The sequence below is a fragment of the Micromonospora sp. NPDC049275 genome (assembly GCF_043197115.1).
In the GTDB taxonomy this organism is placed as follows: Bacteria; Actinomycetota; Actinomycetes; order Mycobacteriales; family Micromonosporaceae; genus Micromonospora.
In genome coordinates this window covers 44,243-63,012 of sequence record NZ_JBICSN010000022.1, presented here as the reverse complement: position 1 = coordinate 63,012, position 18,770 = coordinate 44,243, and the positions used below count along the sequence as shown (strand labels likewise).

21 protein-coding genes and 1 pseudogene are annotated in these 18,770 nt (G+C 72.4%); 16 read left to right on the top strand and 6 right to left on the bottom strand.

Annotation, left to right across the window (positions count from 1 at the left end; translation table 11 throughout):
- Positions 1–90: 90 nt before the first annotated feature.
- The 11 genes and pseudogenes from ACGFIE_RS32740 to ACGFIE_RS32690 form a co-directional block, all read left to right on the top strand.
- Positions 91–228 (top strand): annotated as a pseudogene (locus ACGFIE_RS32740) (imidazoleglycerol-phosphate dehydratase); the annotation flags it as partial.
- Positions 228–401 (top strand): hypothetical protein, encoded by a 174-nt coding sequence (locus ACGFIE_RS32735; protein ID WP_363682964.1) that lies wholly within the window; start codon positions 228–230, stop codon positions 399–401. The pseudogene ACGFIE_RS32740 and the gene ACGFIE_RS32735, both read left to right, overlap by 1 nt.
- Complete coding sequence (gene hisH, locus ACGFIE_RS32730; protein WP_266244461.1) at positions 398–1,033, top strand: imidazole glycerol phosphate synthase subunit HisH; 636 nt, start codon at positions 398–400, stop codon at positions 1,031–1,033. The genes ACGFIE_RS32735 and hisH overlap by 4 nt, the downstream gene beginning before the upstream one ends.
- A 69-nt stretch (positions 1,034–1,102) precedes the next feature.
- Positions 1,103–1,426, top strand: a complete 324-nt coding sequence (locus ACGFIE_RS32725; RefSeq protein WP_393302193.1) for a hypothetical protein — start codon at positions 1,103–1,105, stop codon at positions 1,424–1,426.
- Positions 1,427–1,440: 14 nt separating this feature from the next.
- A complete protein-coding gene (gene priA / locus ACGFIE_RS32720) occupies positions 1,441–2,166 on the top strand; it encodes a bifunctional 1-(5-phosphoribosyl)-5-((5-phosphoribosylamino)methylideneamino)imidazole-4-carboxamide isomerase/phosphoribosylanthranilate isomerase PriA (RefSeq protein WP_363682960.1) in 726 nt (241 codons plus the stop codon).
- Positions 2,163–2,552, top strand: a complete 390-nt coding sequence (locus ACGFIE_RS32715) for a RidA family protein (RefSeq protein WP_393302190.1) — start codon at positions 2,163–2,165, stop codon at positions 2,550–2,552. The genes priA and ACGFIE_RS32715 overlap by 4 nt, the downstream gene beginning before the upstream one ends.
- 78 nt (positions 2,553–2,630) lie before the next feature.
- On the top strand, positions 2,631–3,077 hold the full coding sequence (locus tag ACGFIE_RS32710) for a MarR family winged helix-turn-helix transcriptional regulator (RefSeq protein WP_266244457.1): 447 nt from the start codon (positions 2,631–2,633) through the stop codon (positions 3,075–3,077).
- Positions 3,078–3,082: 5 nt separating this feature from the next.
- Positions 3,083–3,514: an organic hydroperoxide resistance protein gene (locus ACGFIE_RS32705; protein ID WP_363682956.1), complete on the top strand. Its 432-nt coding sequence runs from the start codon at positions 3,083–3,085 to the stop codon at positions 3,512–3,514.
- Positions 3,515–3,561: 47 nt separating this feature from the next.
- A complete protein-coding gene (locus ACGFIE_RS32700; RefSeq protein WP_393302187.1) occupies positions 3,562–4,557 on the top strand; it encodes an NADP-dependent oxidoreductase in 996 nt (331 codons plus the stop codon).
- A 153-nt stretch (positions 4,558–4,710) separates the two neighbouring features.
- A complete protein-coding gene (gene hisF / locus ACGFIE_RS32695; RefSeq protein WP_393302185.1) occupies positions 4,711–5,478 on the top strand; it encodes an imidazole glycerol phosphate synthase subunit HisF in 768 nt (255 codons plus the stop codon).
- Between the two features lie 177 nt (positions 5,479–5,655).
- Positions 5,656–5,862 (top strand): DUF397 domain-containing protein, encoded by a 207-nt coding sequence (locus tag ACGFIE_RS32690; RefSeq protein WP_393302182.1) that lies wholly within the window; start codon positions 5,656–5,658, stop codon positions 5,860–5,862.
- Between the two features lie 283 nt (positions 5,863–6,145).
- Here the strand turns inward: ACGFIE_RS32690 and ACGFIE_RS32685 are convergent, their stop codons facing one another.
- Positions 6,146–6,394 carry a hypothetical protein gene (locus tag ACGFIE_RS32685; protein WP_007462960.1) on the bottom strand — a complete coding sequence of 83 codons (249 nt, stop codon included), beginning with the start codon at positions 6,392–6,394 and terminating at the stop codon, positions 6,146–6,148.
- Between the two features lie 174 nt (positions 6,395–6,568).
- Here ACGFIE_RS32685 and ACGFIE_RS32680 point away from each other — a divergent pair, with 174 nt between their 5' ends.
- Positions 6,569–7,786, top strand: coding sequence for a multiprotein-bridging factor 1 family protein (locus ACGFIE_RS32680; protein ID WP_393302179.1), 1,218 nt, complete (start codon positions 6,569–6,571; stop codon positions 7,784–7,786).
- A 12-nt stretch (positions 7,787–7,798) separates the two neighbouring features.
- Positions 7,799–8,341: a GNAT family N-acetyltransferase gene (locus tag ACGFIE_RS32675; RefSeq protein ID WP_393302176.1), complete on the top strand. Its 543-nt coding sequence runs from the start codon at positions 7,799–7,801 to the stop codon at positions 8,339–8,341.
- Between the two features lie 58 nt (positions 8,342–8,399).
- Here ACGFIE_RS32675 and ACGFIE_RS32670 read toward each other — a convergent pair whose 3' ends face one another.
- A complete protein-coding gene (locus tag ACGFIE_RS32670) occupies positions 8,400–8,861 on the bottom strand; it encodes a hypothetical protein (protein ID WP_393302173.1) in 462 nt (153 codons plus the stop codon).
- Positions 8,862–8,963: 102 nt separating this feature from the next.
- A complete protein-coding gene (locus tag ACGFIE_RS32665; protein ID WP_393302170.1) occupies positions 8,964–9,623 on the bottom strand; it encodes a YitT family protein in 660 nt (219 codons plus the stop codon).
- A gap of 59 nt (positions 9,624–9,682) precedes the next feature.
- On the opposite strand from ACGFIE_RS32665, the gene ACGFIE_RS32660 reads away from it, so the two are divergent.
- Positions 9,683–11,140, top strand: a complete 1,458-nt coding sequence (locus ACGFIE_RS32660; protein ID WP_393302167.1) for a PLP-dependent aminotransferase family protein — start codon at positions 9,683–9,685, stop codon at positions 11,138–11,140.
- 60 nt (positions 11,141–11,200) lie between these two features.
- On the opposite strand, the gene ACGFIE_RS32655 is transcribed toward ACGFIE_RS32660, so the two are convergent.
- The 3 genes from ACGFIE_RS32655 to ACGFIE_RS32645 all read right to left on the bottom strand — a co-directional run bounded on the left by ACGFIE_RS32655 (position 11,201) and on the right by ACGFIE_RS32645 (position 14,873).
- Positions 11,201–13,027 (bottom strand): AMP-dependent synthetase/ligase, encoded by a 1,827-nt coding sequence (locus tag ACGFIE_RS32655; protein ID WP_393302164.1) that lies wholly within the window; start codon positions 13,025–13,027, stop codon positions 11,201–11,203.
- A 137-nt stretch (positions 13,028–13,164) separates the two neighbouring features.
- Positions 13,165–14,115, bottom strand: a complete 951-nt coding sequence (locus tag ACGFIE_RS32650; RefSeq protein ID WP_393302161.1) for a terpene synthase — start codon at positions 14,113–14,115, stop codon at positions 13,165–13,167.
- A gap of 128 nt (positions 14,116–14,243) precedes the next feature.
- Positions 14,244–14,873, bottom strand: coding sequence for a TIGR03085 family metal-binding protein (locus ACGFIE_RS32645; RefSeq protein WP_393302158.1), 630 nt, complete (start codon positions 14,871–14,873; stop codon positions 14,244–14,246).
- A 172-nt stretch (positions 14,874–15,045) separates the two neighbouring features.
- Between ACGFIE_RS32645 and ACGFIE_RS32640 the strand changes: the two genes are divergently transcribed.
- The gene (locus ACGFIE_RS32640) at positions 15,046–16,929 is read left to right on the top strand and encodes an ABC transporter ATP-binding protein (protein ID WP_393302155.1); all 1,884 of its coding nucleotides are present in this window, start codon (positions 15,046–15,048) and stop codon (positions 16,927–16,929) included.
- Entirely contained in the window at positions 16,926–18,713 is a 1,788-nt protein-coding gene (locus tag ACGFIE_RS32635; protein WP_393302152.1) for an ABC transporter ATP-binding protein, read from the top strand. Before ACGFIE_RS32640 ends, ACGFIE_RS32635 begins: the two co-directional genes overlap by 4 nt.
- The last annotated feature ends 57 nt before the right edge of the window (positions 18,714–18,770 follow it).

Here is an 18,770-nt window from a genome sequence, read left to right as displayed (position 1 = left end):
CTTGAATACCCTAATTTCTTCCCCGGTACATTGGGTGTTTCTTGCGGCGGGGCGCCCCCCCCCCCCCCCGCCCCCCCGGGGGGGGGGGGGGCGCGCCGGGGCGCCCCCCCGCCCCCCCACCACGTGGTGGAGGCCCAGTTCAAGGCGGTGTCCCGGGCGCTGCGCGAAGCCACCGCCATCGATCCGCGGGCGGCGGGCGCGATCCCGAGCACGAAGGGGGCTCTCTAATGGGTGCCGCGTTGCCGACGTTGCTGCTGATCCTGGCCGGGGTGCTGGTGGGTGGTGCCTGGTCGCTGCACCGGCAGGGCGCGCCGAGGGGCGCCGTGGTGATCACGGCGCTGCTCGCGCTGCTCGCCACGGCCGCCGGCGTGCTGCGGCTGATCCCGGGCTCGGGCTCGTGACCGCCGACGTGGTGGTGCTCGACTACGGCTCGGGCAATCTGCGCTCGGCGGAGCGGGCGTTGGCCGCCGCGGGTGCGACGGTCCGGGTGACCGACGATCTCGCCGCGGCGGCCGCCGCGGACGGCCTGGTGGTGCCGGGTGTGGGCGCGTACGCGGCGTGCATGGCGGGTATCGAGGCGCTCGGTGCCGGCCCGGTGATCGCGGAGCGGGTGGCCGCGGGCCGGCCGGTGCTGGGTATCTGCGTGGGCATGCAGGTGCTGTTCGAGCACGGCGAGGAGCACGGAGTGGTGACGAAGGGCCTCGGGTTGCTGCCCGGCGGGGTGACCCGGTTGGCCGCGCACCGCCTGCCGCACATGGGCTGGAACACGGTCCGCGCGCCTCGGGGGTCGGTGCTGTTCGCCGGGTTGCCGGCGCAGAGCCGGTTCTACTTCGTGCACTCGTACGCGATGGGGGAGCCGGCGGCGTTGGCGGCTGCGGGGGCGGTGGTGACGACTGCTCACCACGACACCGACTTCGTGGCGGCGGTGGAGCGTGGGCCGCTGTCGGCGGCGCAGTTCCACCCGGAGAAGTCCGCCGACACCGGCGCCGCGTTGCTGCGCAACTGGCTCGCCACCCTGCCCGCCGGTGACTGAGCGCCGGCACCGCCAGGCGTCCGGCGGGCGGGCGTCCGGCGGGCGGGCGTCCGGCGGGCGGGCGTCGCGGTGAGCCGGGAGCGGGCCCGTCGGCGGGCCGAACGTGAGGCGGTCCTGGCTCGGGAGCGGGCGGTCCGACAGCGCCGGGTGGCGCGTCGGCAGCGCCGCCGCGCGGTGGTCCGCCGGTTGACGCCGCAGTTGCGGCGGGGCCGCACGGGTCGGCTGGCTCGGCACACGCGGGGTGAGCGCGCGGCGATCGTGCTGCTCACCGGGGCGGCGCTGATCCTGATCTGGACGCTCGTCGACGATGTGGCGCTGCGTGTCGCGCTTATCGTGCTGTTGCTGCTCGTACTGCCGGCGATCGTGGTGATCGCTCTGGACCGTCGTACCTGATCGAGGAGAAGACGTTGAGTCTCACCCTGTTACCCGCCGTGGATGTCGCCGACGGCCGGGCTGTCCGGCTCGTGCAGGGCGCCGCCGGAAGCGAGAGCAACTACGGCGAGCCGCTGGACGCGGCGCTGGCGTGGCAGCGCGACGGCGCCGAGTGGATCCACCTGGTCGACCTGGACGCGGCGTTCGGCCGGGGCACCAACGCGCACCTGCTCGCCGAGGTGGTGCGCCAGTTGGACGTGCAGGTGGAGTTGTCAGGTGGCATTCGTGACGACGAGTCGCTGCGCGCGGCGCTGGGCACCGGGGCGAGCCGGGTGAACATCGGCACCGCCGCCCTGGAGAACCCGGAGTGGTGTGACCGGGTGGTCGGGGAGTACGGGGACCGGGTCGCCATCGGCTTGGACGTACGCGGTCAGACCCTGTCGGCGCGGGGCTGGACCCGCGACGGCGGCGACCTGTACGAGGTGCTGGAGCGCCTGGACAAGGCGGGTGCCACGCGGTACGTGGTCACCGACATCACCAAGGACGGCACGATGCGCGGGCCGAACCTGGATCTGCTGCGCGAGGTGTGCGCGCGTACGGACCGGCCGGTGATCGCCTCGGGTGGGGTGTCCACCCTGGACGACCTGCGGGCGCTGGCCACGCTGGAGCCGCTGGGCGTGGAGGGTGTGATCGCCGGCAAGGCGCTGTACGCGGGCGCGTTCACGGTGGCCGAGGCGCTGCGGACGTTGGCCGAGGCGTGACGGTCACCCGGCTGGGCTCGGGCGGTCCGTGGGAGCAGCAGTACGGCTACTCCCGGGTGGTCCGGGCCGGTGACCTGGCCCTGACGGCCGGCTGCACGGCCACTGTCGACGGTCGGGTGGTGCACGTCGGGGACGCCGCCGCGCAGACCGCGCAGGCGTTGCGGATCGGGTTGGCGGCGCTGGCCGAGGTGGGCGTGCAGCCGGGTGACGTGGTCCGGACCCGGATGTACGTGACCGACCGGCTGCACGCCGACGAGGTGGGTCGGGCGCACAACGCGGTCTTCGGGGCGGTCCGGCCGGTGGCGACGCTTGTGGTGGTGGCGGGCCTGCTCGATCCGGAGCATCTGGTCGAGGTGGAGTTGGAGGCGTACGTCGGCGACAGCTGAGCTGCCGGTGGCGCTCGTCACGACCGCCTTCCGGCCCGATAAGTTGTGCACAACTCAATTGCGGGCTACGGTTCACGGGTGACCGATGACCTGGTGCTGCGCCGGCAGGTGTGCTTCGCGCTCTACGCCGCGTCGCGCGCCCTGACCGACGTGTACCGGCCGATCCTCGACGAGTTCGGGCTGACCTATCCGCAGTACCTGGTGCTGCTGGTGCTCTGGGAACGCCCCGACGACGCGCCCACGGTGTCCGAGCTCGGCGCCGAGCTGCGGTTGGACTCCGGCACGCTCTCCCCGCTGCTCAAGCGACTGGAGGGGGCGGGCCTGGTGGTGCGGCGGCGGTCGGCGCGCGACGAGCGGCGGGTCGAGGTGGGCCTCACCGAGCGGGGTCGGGCGCTGCGGGAGCAGGTGTGCGACGTCCCGCTGCGGATCGCGCAGGCCACCGGCCTGGGCATCAGCGAACTCGTCGCGCTGCGCGACACCCTCACCCGGGTCACCGACACCATCCACCGACAGAAGGAGCAGTGACTCTCATGAAGGCTCTCTACACCGCGTCCGCGACCGCCACCGGCGACGGCCGGGACGGCCACGTCGAGACCTCCGACGGCACCCTCGCGCTCGACCTGGCGGTGCCGAAGGAGATGGGTGGCGCGGGTGGCGCCGCCAACCCCGAGCAGCTCTTCGCCGCCGGCTACGCGGCCTGCTTCCACAGCGCCCTGCGCCTGGTGGCCCGCCGCGCCAAGGCGGACGTGAGCGACTCCGTCGTCGCCGCCGAGGTCGGCATCGGCCCGAACGGCAGCGGTGGCTTCGGGCTCACCGTGCGGCTCGTCGTCGATCTGCCCGCCGTCGCCCGCGACGCCGCCGAGCAACTCGTCGAGCAGGCCCACCAGGTCTGCCCGTACTCCAACGCCACCCGCGGCAACATCGACGTCGCCCTGACCGTCCGCGAGACCCTGGCCGCCTGACGCCCGCGGCTCCGGACCCCACCCGCGGACGAGAGGACGACCACCCGATGACCAGCAACCGTGAGATCCACCTGGCCCGCCGCCCCGAGGGCTGGCCCACCGAGGACACCTTCCGGCTCGTCGAGACCGACGTCCCGACGCCCGGACCGGGCCAGATCGTGGTCCGCAACCAGTTCATGTCCGTCGACCCGTACATGCGGGGACGGATGAACGACGTCAAGTCGTACGTGCCGCCGTTCGCCCTCGACGCCCCGCTCGACGGTGCGGCGATCGGCGAGGTGGTGGCCAGCGAGTCGGCCGACGTCGCGGTCGGCGACACCGTGCTGCACGGGCTGGGCTGGCGGGAGTACGCGCTGCTCGACGGCAGCGCCGCCCGTACGGTCGACCCGGCCCTCGCGCCGGCCAGCGCGTACCTCAGCGTGCTCGGGATGCCCGGGCTGACCGCGTACGCCGGTCTGCTGGAGGTCGCCGCGATGAAGCCCGGCGAGACGGTCTTCGTCTCCGCCGCGGCCGGCTCGGTCGGCAGCCTGGTCGGCCAGATCGCCAAGCTCAAGGGCGCGGGCCGGGTCATCGGCAGCGCCGGCTCGGCCGTCAAGGTCGAGCGGCTGCGGGCGCTGGGCTTCGACGCCGCGTTCGACTACCACGACGGCGTCCGCGAGTCGCTGCGGGCGGCCGCTCCGGAGGGCATCGACGTCTACTTCGACAACGTCGGCGGTGACCACCTGGAGGCGGCCATCTCGGCCATGAACCTGCACGGCCGGGTCGCCATCTGCGGCATGATCGCGCAGTACAACGACACCGAGCCGCCGGCCGCGCCCCGCAACCTGTCCCTGGTCATCGGCAAGCGGCTCACCCTGCGCGGCTACCTGGTCAACGATCACAACCACCTGCGCAACGCGTTCGTCAGCGACGTCGCGGGCTGGCTGCGCGAGGGCACGCTCTCCTACGACGAGACGGTCGTCGACGGCATCGAGAACGCCCCGGCGGCGTTCCTCGGCCTGTTGCGCGGCGAGAACCTGGGCAAGATGCTCGTTCGTCTGTGATCGGTTCGTGGTGCGCGGCGGGGGGGCCCGGGGGGGCGGCCCCCCCCCCCCCCGGGGGGGGGGTGGTGTGGGGGGGGGGGGGGGGGGGGGCGGGGCGCCCCCCCCCCCCCCCCCCCCCCCCCCCGCGCCTCGCGTGGAGGATAGGGTGGCGGCATGACGGTGGCGGTACGCGTGATCCCCTGCCTCGACGTGGACGCCGGGCGCGTCGTCAAGGGGGTCAACTTCCTCGACCTGCGGGACGCCGGCGACCCGGTCGAGCTGGCCGCCGCGTACGACCGGGCCGGCGCCGACGAGCTGACCTTCCTCGACGTCACCGCCTCCTCCAGTGACCGGGGCACCATGCTCGACGTGGTGCGCCGCACCGCCGAGTCGGTCTTCATCCCGCTGACCGTCGGGGGTGGGGTCCGGCAGGTCGGTGACGTCGACACGCTGCTGCGGGCGGGCGCGGACAAGGTCGGTGTGAACACCGCGGCCATCGCGCGGCCGGAGCTGATCGCCGAGATCGCCGACCGGTTCGGCCGCCAGGTGCTCGTGCTCTCCCTGGACGTCCGCCGTGCCCCGGCCGGCGTCACGCCCAGCGGGTTCGAGGTCACCACCCACGGCGGTCGGCGCGGCACCGGCCTCGACGCGGTGCACTGGGCGCGGCAGGTGGCCGAGCTGGGCGCGGGCGAGATCCTGCTCAACTCGATGGACGCCGACGGCACCAAGGCGGGCTTCGACCTGGAGCTGATCGGCGCGGTACGGGCCGTCGTGGACGTGCCGGTAGTGGCCAGCGGTGGGGCCGGCGAGGTGGCGCACTTCCCGCCCGCGATCGGGGCCGGCGCCGACGCGGTCCTCGCCGCCAGCGTCTTCCACTTCGGCGAGCTGACGGTGGGCGAGGTCAAGGACGCGCTGCGCCGCAGCGGTCACCCGGTGCGCTAGCCGACTTCTGGTCGACGTCCTTATCGCTCGGTCCAACGCCCCAGCTCGGTCCACCCTCGCCCCCGCGCACGTGGTACCCCCCCATGTCGTCGATGTCTCCTGCTTCAACGCAAGTCCCAAGTGACCTACGCTTGACTGGTACCAACGCCACCCACCAACCCGTGGTAGGGAGACCACATGAACCGTGATTTCCTGACCACCGCTATCTGGCGCAAGAGCAGCCGTAGCCTGAACGAAAACGCACAGTGCGTCGAGGTCGCTTTGGCTTTGCACGCAGTCGGTATCCGTGACTCCAAAGACCCGCGCGGCCCCTCGCTGGTCGTGACCGCCCCACAATGGATGGCATTCATCGGCGGGGTCAAGGACGCGGGCCTGCGGCCCTGATCCGTGCGACTCAAACACCGAGGTCATTGATCGGCCTCAAGCTGCCGTCGTGCTAGGTGTTCTGCCATGGAGGTTGGGGACGCGGCTGGCGGTGAACCGCCGGCTTCGGCACGCGGTGACGGTGGGCCCATTTGGTACGCGTCGTGCGCGATCAGATTCGCGAACGCTTCCGCCCGTTCCCAGCACCGTGCGCGGGTGCCGCAGATCGGGCATCGCCCGTGTCGCTGCTCATGCTCAGCCAGAACCCGCCACCAGCGGGCCAGTAGTTCGGCGGCGGGTGCAGTCACCGGGCTCCACCCATGTTCGCGCGGACCGCCGCGACCGAGACCTGCGCTTCGAAGCACCACCCGCCGGCACAGCCCGGTACGGGGCCAGCACACGTGTGCCCTCGCATCCGAACCATGCCGCCGACCGGCTGCTGGTCTACGACCACCGTCCACACCAGTTCGTCGCGGTTGGTGGGATTGGGGGTGATCTCCCATGCCAGCAAGTGCAGCAGGGTGCCCGCAGGCACATGAAGTCTGTCGGTCATGCTCGGCTCCGAGGCAGGGGGATATGGGCACCAGCCGACCGAGCGACCATTCCCGTTACTCCCGCTGGAAGCTGCTGTGCCAGGTGGGCTGATACGCCGAGAGTGGCCGATATGCTGCCCATACGGCAGGCGTGCGCGGTGTGCACACGTTCCTGCACACGCTGGGAGCCGACGATGGACGCTTTCGGGAAGCTGCTCAGGCAGCATCGGGAGAACGCTGAACTGTCCCTGCGACAGCTCGGTGCGATCATCCATTTCCAGTACAGCCACATCTCTCAGGTGGAACGCGGTGACCGCCGCCCCACCGAGGCGCTGGCCACGGCCTGCGACCGGGCACTGGACGCCGACGGCGCGCTCGTCGAGGCGTACCGGAGCGAGCGGGCCGGTGTCACCGACCTGCACCGGCGCACCATGCTGCGTGCCATGACGGCGTTGGCCGCCGCCCCTGCCGTCGCGCCCCTGGCTGGATTGGAGGCCCTTCGCCACGGCCTCAGCGACGCGGCGACCCCCGGCCATGACGAGTGGGACCAGATTGCGGCCGACTACGGCCACGGCTACTACCGGCAACCCCGTCCCGCGTTGATGGCCCATCTGAGTGCCGACCTGACGGTGCTGCAACACCAGATTGCCGCCGACCCTGGCGCGCGTCGACCTGGTCTCCTGCGGGCTGCTGCGCGCCTGTCCGTCATCGTCGCGTTGAGCCTTGTCGCGTCAGGCCAGGTCGTGATGGGTCGGCGCTGGTGGCAGACCGCCCATCGGATCGCCGACCAGTCCGAGGACACCGAGACCCGGGTGTTGGTGCGGGCTTGGGATGTGGTGAACGGCTGCTACGACGGACGACCACCATCGGCGGTCGTCGCCCTGTCGGACGAGGTGCTGCCCCTGCTGGGTCGGCAGGCCACGTCAGCCGCGTGTGGACTACTCGCTGGCCGGGCCCAGGCCCTCTCGTTGGCCGGGCGGCATGCGGAGGCGGTGGCGACGGTGCGGCAACTCGTCGACCTCGCTCCGCGGTTGCCGTCCACGATCGTGAGCGACGTGGAGTCGCTGTGGGGGTGGCCGGAGCATCGGGTCCGCCACACCGAATCCTGGGTGTACACCCACGCCGGCCGGCTGGCCGAAGCCGAGGTCGCGCAGGATCTGGCCCTCGGCCTGTATCCCGCCTCGCAGACCCGGCTACGTGCGCAGGTGCAACTGCACCAGGCTGCCCGGCTGATCCGTGGCGGGCACATTCCCGACGGGCTGCGGCACGCCGCCGACACCCTTGATGCGCTCCCAGCCCACCTGCACAACCACCTGCTGCGGTCGGTGGCCACGCAGGTCGCGGCCGCCGTACCCACAACGGAGCGGTCTCGGACCGCGTTCGTTGAACTCGCCGACCGGGTTTACACCTAGGGTCCTCCCGCGATGCCCGTGACGTACACCGCGTACACCCCCGGATCGGCTGTTGCTTTGTTTCCGGCGCTGGTCGGCCTGTACGCGGTCGTCTACGCGGAGCAGCCGTACAACGAGGGACCGGAGCAGGTGGTCGGGTTCGCCAACGGCTTGCCCGCCGAAACGCAGCGCCCCGGGTTCACACTCGTCGCCGCCGACGACGCGGGCGGACTGGTTGGTGCGGCCTATGGGTGGACGATGCCCGCCGGCCGGTGGTGGACGCGCGCCGACACCGAGCCGCCCGCCCACGTCCGGAACGCCGACAAGTTCGCGGTGATGGAGTGGGTCGTGCACCCCGATCGGCGGGGTGAGGGCATCGGCGCGGAACTCATGCGCCGGCTCCTCGACGGGCGGTCCGAACCGTGGGCGACCCTCGCGTCCAACCCGGCCGCACCCGCCCGCGCCATCTACCAGCGCGCGGGTTGGCAGCAGGTCGGCGGGTCAGCGATGCCCGACGGAACTCCCATGCACCTGCTTCTTCTGCCGCTACCGGCAGCGCCGGTCCAGCATTGCTGACTGCCGGGCCGCGTCCGCGACGCTAAACGTCTCCACGAAGCCTGCGGTCCCCAGGCCGTCAGTGCCCGCCGGAGTGGCCCTCGGAGGACCGGCGGGGCGTGGGGATCGACCGTACCGCGTATTCCTGTACGGCCGCCGCGTGCTCGGCCTCGTCCAGGATCCACTCGGCGCGACCCGGCGCGTGCCGGCGGCTCAACACCCCCTGCACGGTGTCCACCATCGTCGCCACCCCGGCGCGGGGCCGGGAGCGCCAGAGCTGTTCACCCTCCGAGGTGATGCGGAACCAGCCGTCCGCGACGGTGACCAGACCCGCCCCGACCAGCCGCTGGACCGCTACCTCCACCTCGTGCCGCTGCGGAATCGTCTGGTTGAGGTGATCGGCGGTGGACAGCACGTCGGTCAGACGTACGCCCTCCGGCCGGCGACTGGTCGCGGACCGTCGGTGCCGCCCGGCCCCGCTCGCGATCACCAACGAGACGAAGATCCAGGCGTCGCTCCAGCGCCAACCGTTCTCCCCCATGCAGAGATGATGACGGCGAGCGTCGCGGAAGGGAACACCCACCCTCCAACGAGCACACTCGCACCAGCGCGGCGTGCCGGGGTGTGAACGGTAGGTGAGCGCTCAGGCTGCCGGGGCGGGAGCGGCGCTCGGCGGGTCGCCCGTGACGGCAGCCGGCGCGGGCACCGCGACGAGCGGGATGAAGAACTGTGCCAGTGGGCCGATGGCCAGCGCGTACGCGACGGTGCCCACGCCTACTGTGCCGCCGAGCAGAAAGCCCAGCGCGAGCACGGTGACCTCGATGACCGTGCGTACCAACCGGATCGACCACCCGGGCCGGCGGGCGACGAAGCCGGTCATCAGTCCGTCGCGGGGGCCGGGACCCAGCCGGGCGCCGAGGTAGAGCGCGGTGGCGGCGCCGTTGGCGACGATCCCGGTGATCAACAGAGCGATGCGGACGCCGAGGGGGCCGCCGGCGGGCAGCAGGGCCAGGGTGGCGTCGACCACCAGGCCGATCACCACCACGTTGCTGACGGTGCCGAGACCGGGTCGCTGGCGCAGCGGGATCCACAGCAGCAGCACCAGGGCGCCGACGCCGATGGTGACGGTGCCGAAGGAGAGCCGGGTCAGCTCGGACAACCCCTGGTGGAAGACGTCCCACGGGTCGAGGCCCAGGTCGGAGCGGACCATGAGGGCCATGCTGACCCCGTAGAGGACGAGCCCGGCGTAGAGCTGGGTGAGCCGCCGCACCGGCCGTTGCCGCAGATTGCCAATCAGTGCCATGCATGCCACCCTAGGTGCCAATTCTGACTCTGGAAGAAGCCAATATTCGAGGAGTGGCCATGACAGGTCAGGTGCGAGGCGTCCAATTGGCCCGGTTGCTGGGGCAGTGGCACGCTCTGCCGGGCCGTCGCCGCAGCCCGGACTACGCCGCCCTGGCCGGGGCGGTGCGTGGCCTGCTCGCCGACGCCCGGCTTCCGCTCGGCGTCCGCCTCCCGGCGGAACGCGAGCTGGCCGAGGCGCTGCGGATCAGCCGCACCACTGTCACCGCCGCGTACCGGGAGCTGCGCGAGACGGGGCACCTGGCCAGTCGCCGGGGCGCCGGCAGCTGGACGATGCTGCCCGGCAACCACCGGGTCGCCAGTACGGGTCTGTGGACCCCGCTGGACGACCGGGAGATGATCGACCTGGGCGTCGCCGCGCTGGCCGCCCCGCCGCAGCTGCTCGGCGCCGCGCGGGCCGCCGCCGAGGATCTGCCCCGCTACCTGGGCGGGGCCGGCTACCACCCGACCGGGATCGGCGAGCTGCGCGAGGCGGTGGCCGCCGGCTACACCGCCCGCGGGTTGCCCACCTCGGCCGACCAGATCATGGTCACCAGTGGCACCCAACATGCCCTGGACCTGGTGCTACGTCTCGCCCTCGCGCCCGGCGGGAGTGTTCTGGTGGAGTCTCCGACCTACCCCAACGCGCTTGCCGCGCTGGCCGGCCGACGGGCCCGGATCACGACCCACGGGCTGTCCGCCGACGCCGGTGGCTGGGAGCCCGACCTGCTGCTGGGCAGCCTGCGGCAGACCCGGCCCAAGCTGGCGTACCTGATTCCGGAGTTCCAGAACCCGACCGGGCACCTGATGCCGTCGGCGTTGCGCGAGCGGGTGGTCGCGGCCGCGCACGCGGTCGGCACCGACCTGATCGTCGACGAGTCCTTCGTGGACCTGCCGCTGGACGGCACCGAGCTTCCCCCGCCCACTGCCACGTTCGACAGGCACTCCCGGGTGGTGAGCATCGGGGGGATGAGCAAGCCGTACTGGGGTGGTCTGCGGATCGGCTGGGTCCGCGCCTCCGCGCCGCAGGTGCAGCGGCTGGCCGCCGTCCGCGTCGGCGTGGACATGTCCAGCCCGGTGCTCGACCAGTTGGTCGCGGTGCACCTGCTCGCCGACGCGTCGGCAATCGTCGCGGCCCGCCGGGCGCAGCTCACCGCCCAGCGCGACGCGTTGCTGGACGCGCTGGCGCACCGACTTCCGGACTGGCGGGTGACGGTGCCGCGCGGCGGCGTGACCCTCTGGGCCGAGCTGGACGGCCCGGTCTCCAGCGCCCTCGCGCGGGCCGCCGAGGAGGTGGGCGTCCGCCTCGCGCCCGGCCCCCGGTTCGGTCTGGACGGCACCCTGGAACGGTTCCTGCGACTGCCGTTCACCCTGCCGGCCGCCGACCTGGTGGAGGCCGTGGAGCGGATCGCCACGGTCCGCTACGACCTGGATCGGACCGGCCGGCAGCGGTGGCGGGAGCCGTCCGTCATCGCCTGAGCATCCGACACCCACGCCGGTGGCCCACACCCGCAAGGTGCGGGCCACCGGCGGCCGTTTCTACAGCTCGGCGAGGGTGCCGGCGTACATCTTGTCGATCTCGGCGGCGAAGTTGCTCTCCACGCCGCGCCGCTTGATCTTCAACGACGGGGTGATCTCGCCGTTCTCGATGGTCAGGTCGCGCGGCAGGATCGCCACCTTCTTGATCGTCTCCCAGCGGTTGAGCTTGGCGTTGAGCTGGGCGACGTACTCCTCGACCATCGCCTTCGCCTCCGGCGAGGCGACGATCTCGGTGTAGTCGCGGCCCTCGAGGGGGCCGCCGGCCACCCAGCCCCGGATGGCGTCCGGGTCCAGCGTGACGAGCATCGTGCAGAAGTTGCGGGCCTGACCGACCACGACCGCCTGCGAGGTGTACGGGCAGATGGCCTTGAACATTCCCTCGATGTGCGAGGGCGCGATGTACTTGCCGCCCGAGGTCTTGACCAGATCCTTCTTGCGGTCGGTGATCCGTAGGTAGCCCTGCTCGTCCAGGCTGCCGATGTCGCCGGTACGGAAGAAGCCGTCCTCGGTGAACGCGGCGGCGGTCTCCTCCGGCAGGTTGTGGTAGCCGCGCATCACCGGCCGGCCACGGACCAGGATCTCGCCGTCGCTGTCGATCCTGCACTCCAGATCGCCCATCGCCTGCCCGACCGTGCCGATCCGCAGCCCGGAGGGCGGGTTGACGAAGTTGCCGGCGCTGGTCTCGGTGAGGCCGTAGCCCTCGGAGATCGGCAGGTTGGCGGCGGCGAAGAAGGTGGCGATCTCCGGGCTCAGCGGTGCGGCGCCGGAGACCAGCACCCGCATCCGGCCGCCCAGGCGGGCCTGGAGCTTGCTGAACACCAGCTTCTCGGCCAGCCCGTAGCGCAGCCTCAACCCGGCCGGCACCGGCTTGCCGGCCTGCTCCAGGGCGACCTTCTCCTTGCCGACCTGGACACCCCAGGCGAAGATCTTCGCCTTCGCGCCGCCGGCGCCCTGGGCGGTGGTCACCGCCCGGTTGTAGACCTTCTCGAAGACCCGGGGAGCCCCGCACATCAGGGTCGGCCGGATCACCGCGAGCAGGTCGACGAGCTTCTCCACCCGCCCGTCGACGTAGGTGGGCAGACCGACGTGGATCGCGCCGCAGAGCAGCGTCTTGCCGAAGGAGTGGGCCAGCGGCAGCCACAGGTACTGCAGGTCGTCGTCGCGCAGCAGCCCGACCTCGGCCTGCGCCACGGCCTCCCAGCACCAGCCGCCGTGCAGCAGTTCGACACCCTTGGGCTGGCCCGTGGTGCCGGAGGTGTAGATCAGCGTGGCCAGGTGGTCCGGACCGATGCCGGCCACCAGCATGTCGATCAGATCGGGCTCGGCGGCCAGCACGTCGGTGCCCCGCGCCTCCAGCTCGGTGAGGGTGAGCTGGGGGACCGCGGCGCTCGGGTCCGGGGCGCCGTCGAAGAGCACCACGTGGGTCAGCGCCGGCAGGGCCGCTCCGGCGATCTTGGCGGCCTGTGCCGGGTTCTCCGCGAAGAGCACCCGTGAGGCGGAGTCAGCGATGATGTATGTCGCGTCCGCCGGCTCGGTGGTCGGGTAGACGGTCGTGGTCGCCCCGCCCGCGCACATGATGCCGAGGTCGGCGACCACCCAGTCCAGCCGGGTGTTGGCGAGGATGGCGACCGGGTTCTCCTGGCCGACGCCGAGCGCGTGCAGGCCGGCGGCCACGGCCTTGGCGCGCTGGCCGACCTGCTCCCAGGTCAGCCAGTCGGGGCCCGAATCGTCGGGGGTCGGGGACGCGAACGCGTGCTGGTCGGGGGTGGCCGCCACGCGCTTGAGGAACATGTCCGGGATGGAACGGTACGGTACATCGAGAGCCATCGCTGTAGCCGCCTTCGGGGGTGGTGGCGTGACGGGCGTCACGTCATAGTGGTTACCGAAGAGTATTGCCTGCCACCGGGCATCGGCTAGTGCGGGTGATCGACCGGCGGCCCGTTCCGCCGGCCGGTGCCCCCGCATCAGGCGTAGCGGGCGGCCACGAGTGACCAGTCGTAGGTGGCCCGGACCCAGTTGCGCCGCGTGGCCAGCGGCGGGTGCAACGCCTCGACACCGCCGGCCAGCAACCTCTCCTCCGCCGCCAGGTACGCCGCCAACCCCCTGTTGAAACGGTCGGCGGCCGCCCGCAGCGCGTCCGCCTCGGCCAGACCGTCCTCCTGGGCGATGACCGTCACCAGATTGTGCGCGTCCGGGTCGGTCCGGCTCTCCTTGCCGTACGAGAAGAGGTCGTTGCACCAGCAGACCAGGTCCACCGCCAGCAGGTCCAGAGCGGTCAGCGCCGGATCGGCACGCCGGGTCGGCCCGGGTGGCTGCTCCGACGCCAGGTCGGTCAGGGTGAGGCAGGGGTGCACCCCGCCGATGTGCCGACGCAGTTGGACGTACTCCGTCACGCTCGGCACCCGCCGGCGTTCCCGGTTGGCGGCCTCCCAGAGCAGCGCCAGCAGGTACTGGCGCACCTGACTGACGAAACGCAGCAACATCGGCGCCCGGCCCTGTGCCCGGGTCCGGCGGCACAGGTCGTGCAACGCGGCCCCCAGCGGGCCGGCGTCCGGAGGCGGTGTCGCGAGCGGGTCACCGCACCGGTCCAGCACGTCGAGCAGGGCGGCGATGACCGGCGCCAGCCGGCTCGGGTCCGCGCCGAGGCCATCTTCGTCGCAGGCGTCGTCCATGACGAAGAGCCAGGAAATCAGGTCGGTGAGGAGCCGCAGCCCCCGCGTCGGCCCGTCCGGGCAGGCCCGGCCGGCCAGGCCGGCGGCGTCCGCCCGTTGTAGTCGGTGTACCTGATGACCGGAAATGACCAGGCCGAACGCGCGCGCCCACTCGACGCTCTCGCTGGCCACCCGATCCGTGGACCTGTGGCGCCCCGCCGTGAAGGAGGGTTCCCGTAGCGCCGAGATCGCGAAGCTCCGCATCGTGTGCCCCCACATCGTGCCGCCCCGGCGCGGAACGGCGCGCTGAAGCGTACGGGAGGAGGTATCGGCACGCATCGCTGGGACTGAGGCAAATGCCCGCGTTCGTGTGACCGATTAGGTGCAGTAAGTTACATGCCCAGGCTGGCATTGCGGAGCTGCCGCGCGGATGTCGGCGAACCGTCCAGTTGTACCCGGGCCACCCGCTGCCGCCCGGAGAGGAACAGGGCCAACTCGGCGGGAGCGCCCACCAGGCGCAGTCGCTCGCCGCCGCGGCCGACGGAGACCTCGCCGTAGCCGGGCGCCTGCACGTAGAGGTCCGCCGGAAAGCGGCGCAGCGTCAACCGGGCCAGCGGGGCGGCCCGCTTCCACAGGGTCGCCTGCAAACCGCGGGCCAGCTCGCGCGGCTGCCACCCCGCAACGGCCCGCCGCACGTCCTCGTGGTGGATGAAGAACTCCATCGTGTTGACCAGCTCGTCGGTCAGCGGGTTGCTGATCGGGCTCCACACCGGGGGCCGGCGTACCTGCGCCACCAGCTCGGGGTAGGGCCCGGCGGCGAGCCGCCGGCGAACCCGTTCGGCGTGCCCCCGCAGCGGCGCCAGCAGGATCCCGCCGGCCGCGTCGGGACGACGCTCCCGCAACACCAGGTGCGCGGCGAGGTCACGGGTCGCCCAGCCCTCGTTGATCGTCGGCGCGTCGGGCCCGAGGGCCAGGAGGAGATCGGCCAGCGCCTCGCGCTCGGCTCGGGCGTACCGCGACATGGCCCGATCGTAGGCCCGCGCACGCGCCGCCGCGCGTTGGCGGACGCCGGGTCGCACCCCCCGGGCCCGCGCGTCCGGTACGTGACGGTCGACATATCCCGTCCGGGTCGGCGGTGCCGGTCCGCAACGGTAAGGATGAGGGAGATAATTGTGGCTTACGGCGGGGGAGAGCGTGGCGAGCAGGACAAGCCGAGACGTGCTCGGCAGAGGGCTGGGGGTTCTGCGGCAGGCGATCCGGGAGCAGCCGCGGATCTTCGCGGTTGCCGTGCTCGGCAGTGTGCTGTTCGGCTCGATGGTCATCGCCAGCGCGTACGTGGTGGGCGCGGTGGTCGGTGACGTGGTGGTGCCGGCCATCGCGCGGGGCGACGTGGGCGTCGGCGCCCTGGCGCTGGCGGCGGGCGCCCTCTTCGGGATCAGCGTGCTGCGGGTGGTGGGCATCTTCGGCCGCCGGCTCGGCGCGGGTTACATGCAGTACCGGCTCCAGGCCGCCTACCGTCGCCGCGTCACCCGCCGCTACCTGGACCTGCCGCTGTCGTGGCACCACCGCAACGCCACCGGCACGCTGCTCTCCAACGCCAACTCCGACGTGGAGGCGGCCTGGTATCCCATCGCCCCGCTGCCCTTCGCGGTGGGCACGCTTGTGATGCTTGTCGGCGCGATCGTCTCGCTGTTCGCCACCGACTGGGCCCTCGCCCTGGTCGGCCTCGCGGTCTTTCCCGCGCTGTTCGCGCTCAACGTGGTCTACTCCCGCCGGATGGCGCCCCGGCAGGCCCGGGCGCAGCGGTTGCGCGCCGAGGTCAGCAGCATCGCGCACGAGAGCTTCGACGGCGCGTTGGTGGTCAAGACGATGGGCCGCGAGGCGCAGGAGACGGCCCGGTTCGCCGGCCGCGCCGGTGAGCTGCGCGACGCGTTGATCTCGGTCGGCCGGCTGCGGGGCGTCTTCGACCCACTGCTGGAGACGCTGCCCAGCCTCGGCACCCTGGCGGTGCTCGTGGTCGGGGCGTTCCGCCTGCGCCAGGGCGCGATAAGCGTCACCGAGCTGGTAAGCGTCGCGTTCCTCTTCACCGTGCTGGCCTTCCCGGTGCGGGCCATCGGCTGGGTGCTGGCCGAGCTGCCGCGCAGCGTCGCCGGCTGGGACCGGGTGCGCCGGGTGCTCGACGCCACCGGCGAGATGCCGTACGGGGAGCGTGTGCTCGACCCGGCCCTCTCCGGCCCGGCCACGCTCACGTTCACCGACGTGCACTTCTCCTATCCGCCGGCCGAGGCGCACCAGCCCGGCGCGCAGGTGCTCGGCGAGGTCGGCTTCACCGTGCCGGCCGGCCGTACGGTCGCCCTGGTCGGGCCGACCGGCGCCGGGAAGTCCACCATCGCCTCGCTGGCCGTCCGCCTGGTCGACCCGGACTCCGGCGTCGTCGAGCTGGACGGCGTGGATGTGCGCGACCTGACCGCCGCGTCGCTGGCCGGCGCCGTCGCCCTGGTCGCGCAGGTGCCGTTCGTCTTCGACGACACCGTGCGGGCCAACGTCGCCCTGGACCGTGAGGGCATCGACGACGAGGCCGTCTGGGCGGCGCTGCGCCTGGCCGAGGCGGACGGGTTCGTCGCCGCGCTGCCCGACGGGCTGGACACGATGGTCGGCGAGCGGGGCACCTCGCTCTCCGGCGGCCAGCGGCAGCGGCTCACGCTGGCCCGCGCGTTGGCGGGGCGGCCACGCCTGCTGGTGCTCGACGACGCGACGAGCGCCGTGGATCCCCGGGTGGAGGCGGCCATCCTCGCCGGTCTGCGGGCGTCGGCGGGTGAGCCGGGAGTGCCGGCCGCGTCGATCCTGGTGGTGGCGTACCGCCGGGCGACCATCGCCCTCGCCGACGAGGTCGTCTACGTGGAGCAGGGCCGGGTGGTTGCCCGGGGCACGCACACCGAGCTGCTGGCCACCGTCGCGGGCTACGTGGATCTGGTCACCGCGTACGAGCAGGCGGAGGTCGACCGCGCCCAGGAGCGCGCGTACGACGACGAGGTGGCGCAGCTGCCGTCGGGCCTGGAGATCGAGGTGGACCATTGAGTACGACGGTGACGAACGACGAGCGGGACGCGCGGGCGGAGACGACCTGGCAGACCCTGCGGCGGGGCTTGGCGCTCTCCCCGGAGCTGCGGACCGGCCTGGCCGCCACCCTGGGCCTGGCCCTGGTCTACATGGTGGGCCGGGTGGCCGTGCCGGTGGCGGTGCAGCAGGGCATCGACCGGGGCCTCGTCGGTGGTCTGAACCTCGACGTGGTGTGGTCGGTGGTGGCGGTCACCGCGGCGATCCTCGTGGTCACCACGGCGTGCGGCTATCTGATGATGCGCCGGCTGTTCACGGTCAGCGAGACGGCGTTGGCGAACGTGCGGACGCGGGCGTTCCGGCACGTGCACGACCTGTCGATGTTGCACCAGCAGTCGGAGCGGCGTGGGTCGCTGGTCTCGCGGGTGACGAGCGACGTCGACCAGATCACCCAGTTCCTCCAGTGGGGTGGGGTGATCCTGCTGGTCAACCTGGGTCAGCTGGTGGTGACGACGGCCGTCATGCTGGCGTACTCCTGGCAGTTGACCCTTGTGGTGCTGGCGGCGTTCCTGCCGGCGGTGCTCGTCATCCGTCAGTTGCAGCGTCGCCTCGGCGCGGCGTACGCGACGGTGCGTCAGCGCACCGGCACGCTGCTGGGCGCGATCGGCGAGAGCGTGGTGGGGGCGCCGGTGATCCGGGCGTACGGCATCGCGGGGCGTACGGCGCGGCGGCTGGACGACGCCATCGACAACCAGCGCCTGGCGCAGCAGCGGGCGATCCGGATCAGCATCGTCGGCAGCTCGGTCGGCGAGCTGGCGGCCGGGTTGGCGCTGGCGGGCGTGGTGGTGCTCGGGGTGACGTTGGGTGTGGACGGCACGCTGTCGATCGGCCAGCTGACCGCCTTCCTCTTCCTGGTGACGCTGTTCATCCAACCGGTGCAGATCGCCACCGAGGTGCTCAACGAGGCGCAGAACGCGATCGCGGGCTGGCGGCGGGTGCTGGACGTGCTGGACGTCGCCCCCGACGTGGCGGACCCGGGGGAGCAGGGCCGGGATCTGCCGGCCGGTGCGCTGGACATCCGGTTCGCCGGGGTGCGGTTCGCCTATCCGGGTGGCCCCGCCGTGCTGCACGACATCGACCTGGAGATTCCGGCGAAGAGCCGGGTGGCGGTGGTCGGCGAGACGGGCAGCGGCAAGACGACCTTCGCGAAGCTGCTCACCCGCCTGATGGACCCGTCGGCGGGGGCGGTGCTGTTGTCCGGGGTGCCGCTGGCGGACGTCCGGTTCGACTCGTTGCGCTCCCGGGTGGTGATGGTGCCGCAGGACGGGTTCCTCTTCGACGCGACGGTGGGGGACAACGTGCGGTTCGCCCGGCCGGAGTTGACCGACGAGCAGCTCGCCGCCGCGTTCACCGAGCTGGGCCTGGCGGACTGGTTGGACGGTCTGCCCGCAGGCCTGGACACGCCTGTCGGTGAGCGTGGCGAGGCGTTGAGCGTCGGGGAGCGGCAGCTTGTCGCGCTGGCCCGGGCGTACGTGGCCGATCCGGACCTGCTGGTGCTGGACGAGGCGACGAGCGCTGTGGATCCGGCGACCGAGGTGCGGCTGCAACGCACCCTGGACGCCGTCACGCGGGGTCGCACGACGCTCGCCATCGCGCACCGGCTCTCCACCGCCCAGGCAGCCGACGAGGTGATCGTGGTGGACCGGGGGCGCATCGTGCAGCGCGGCCCGCACGACGAGTTGGTGCACGACCCCGACTCGGTCTACGGGCTGCTGTACGCCTCCTGGCTGGAGCAGACCCGATAACGGAGCGCACGGGCTGGTGGACGTCGTGGACCGGGTGCTCTACGCTCCGGGTTAGGT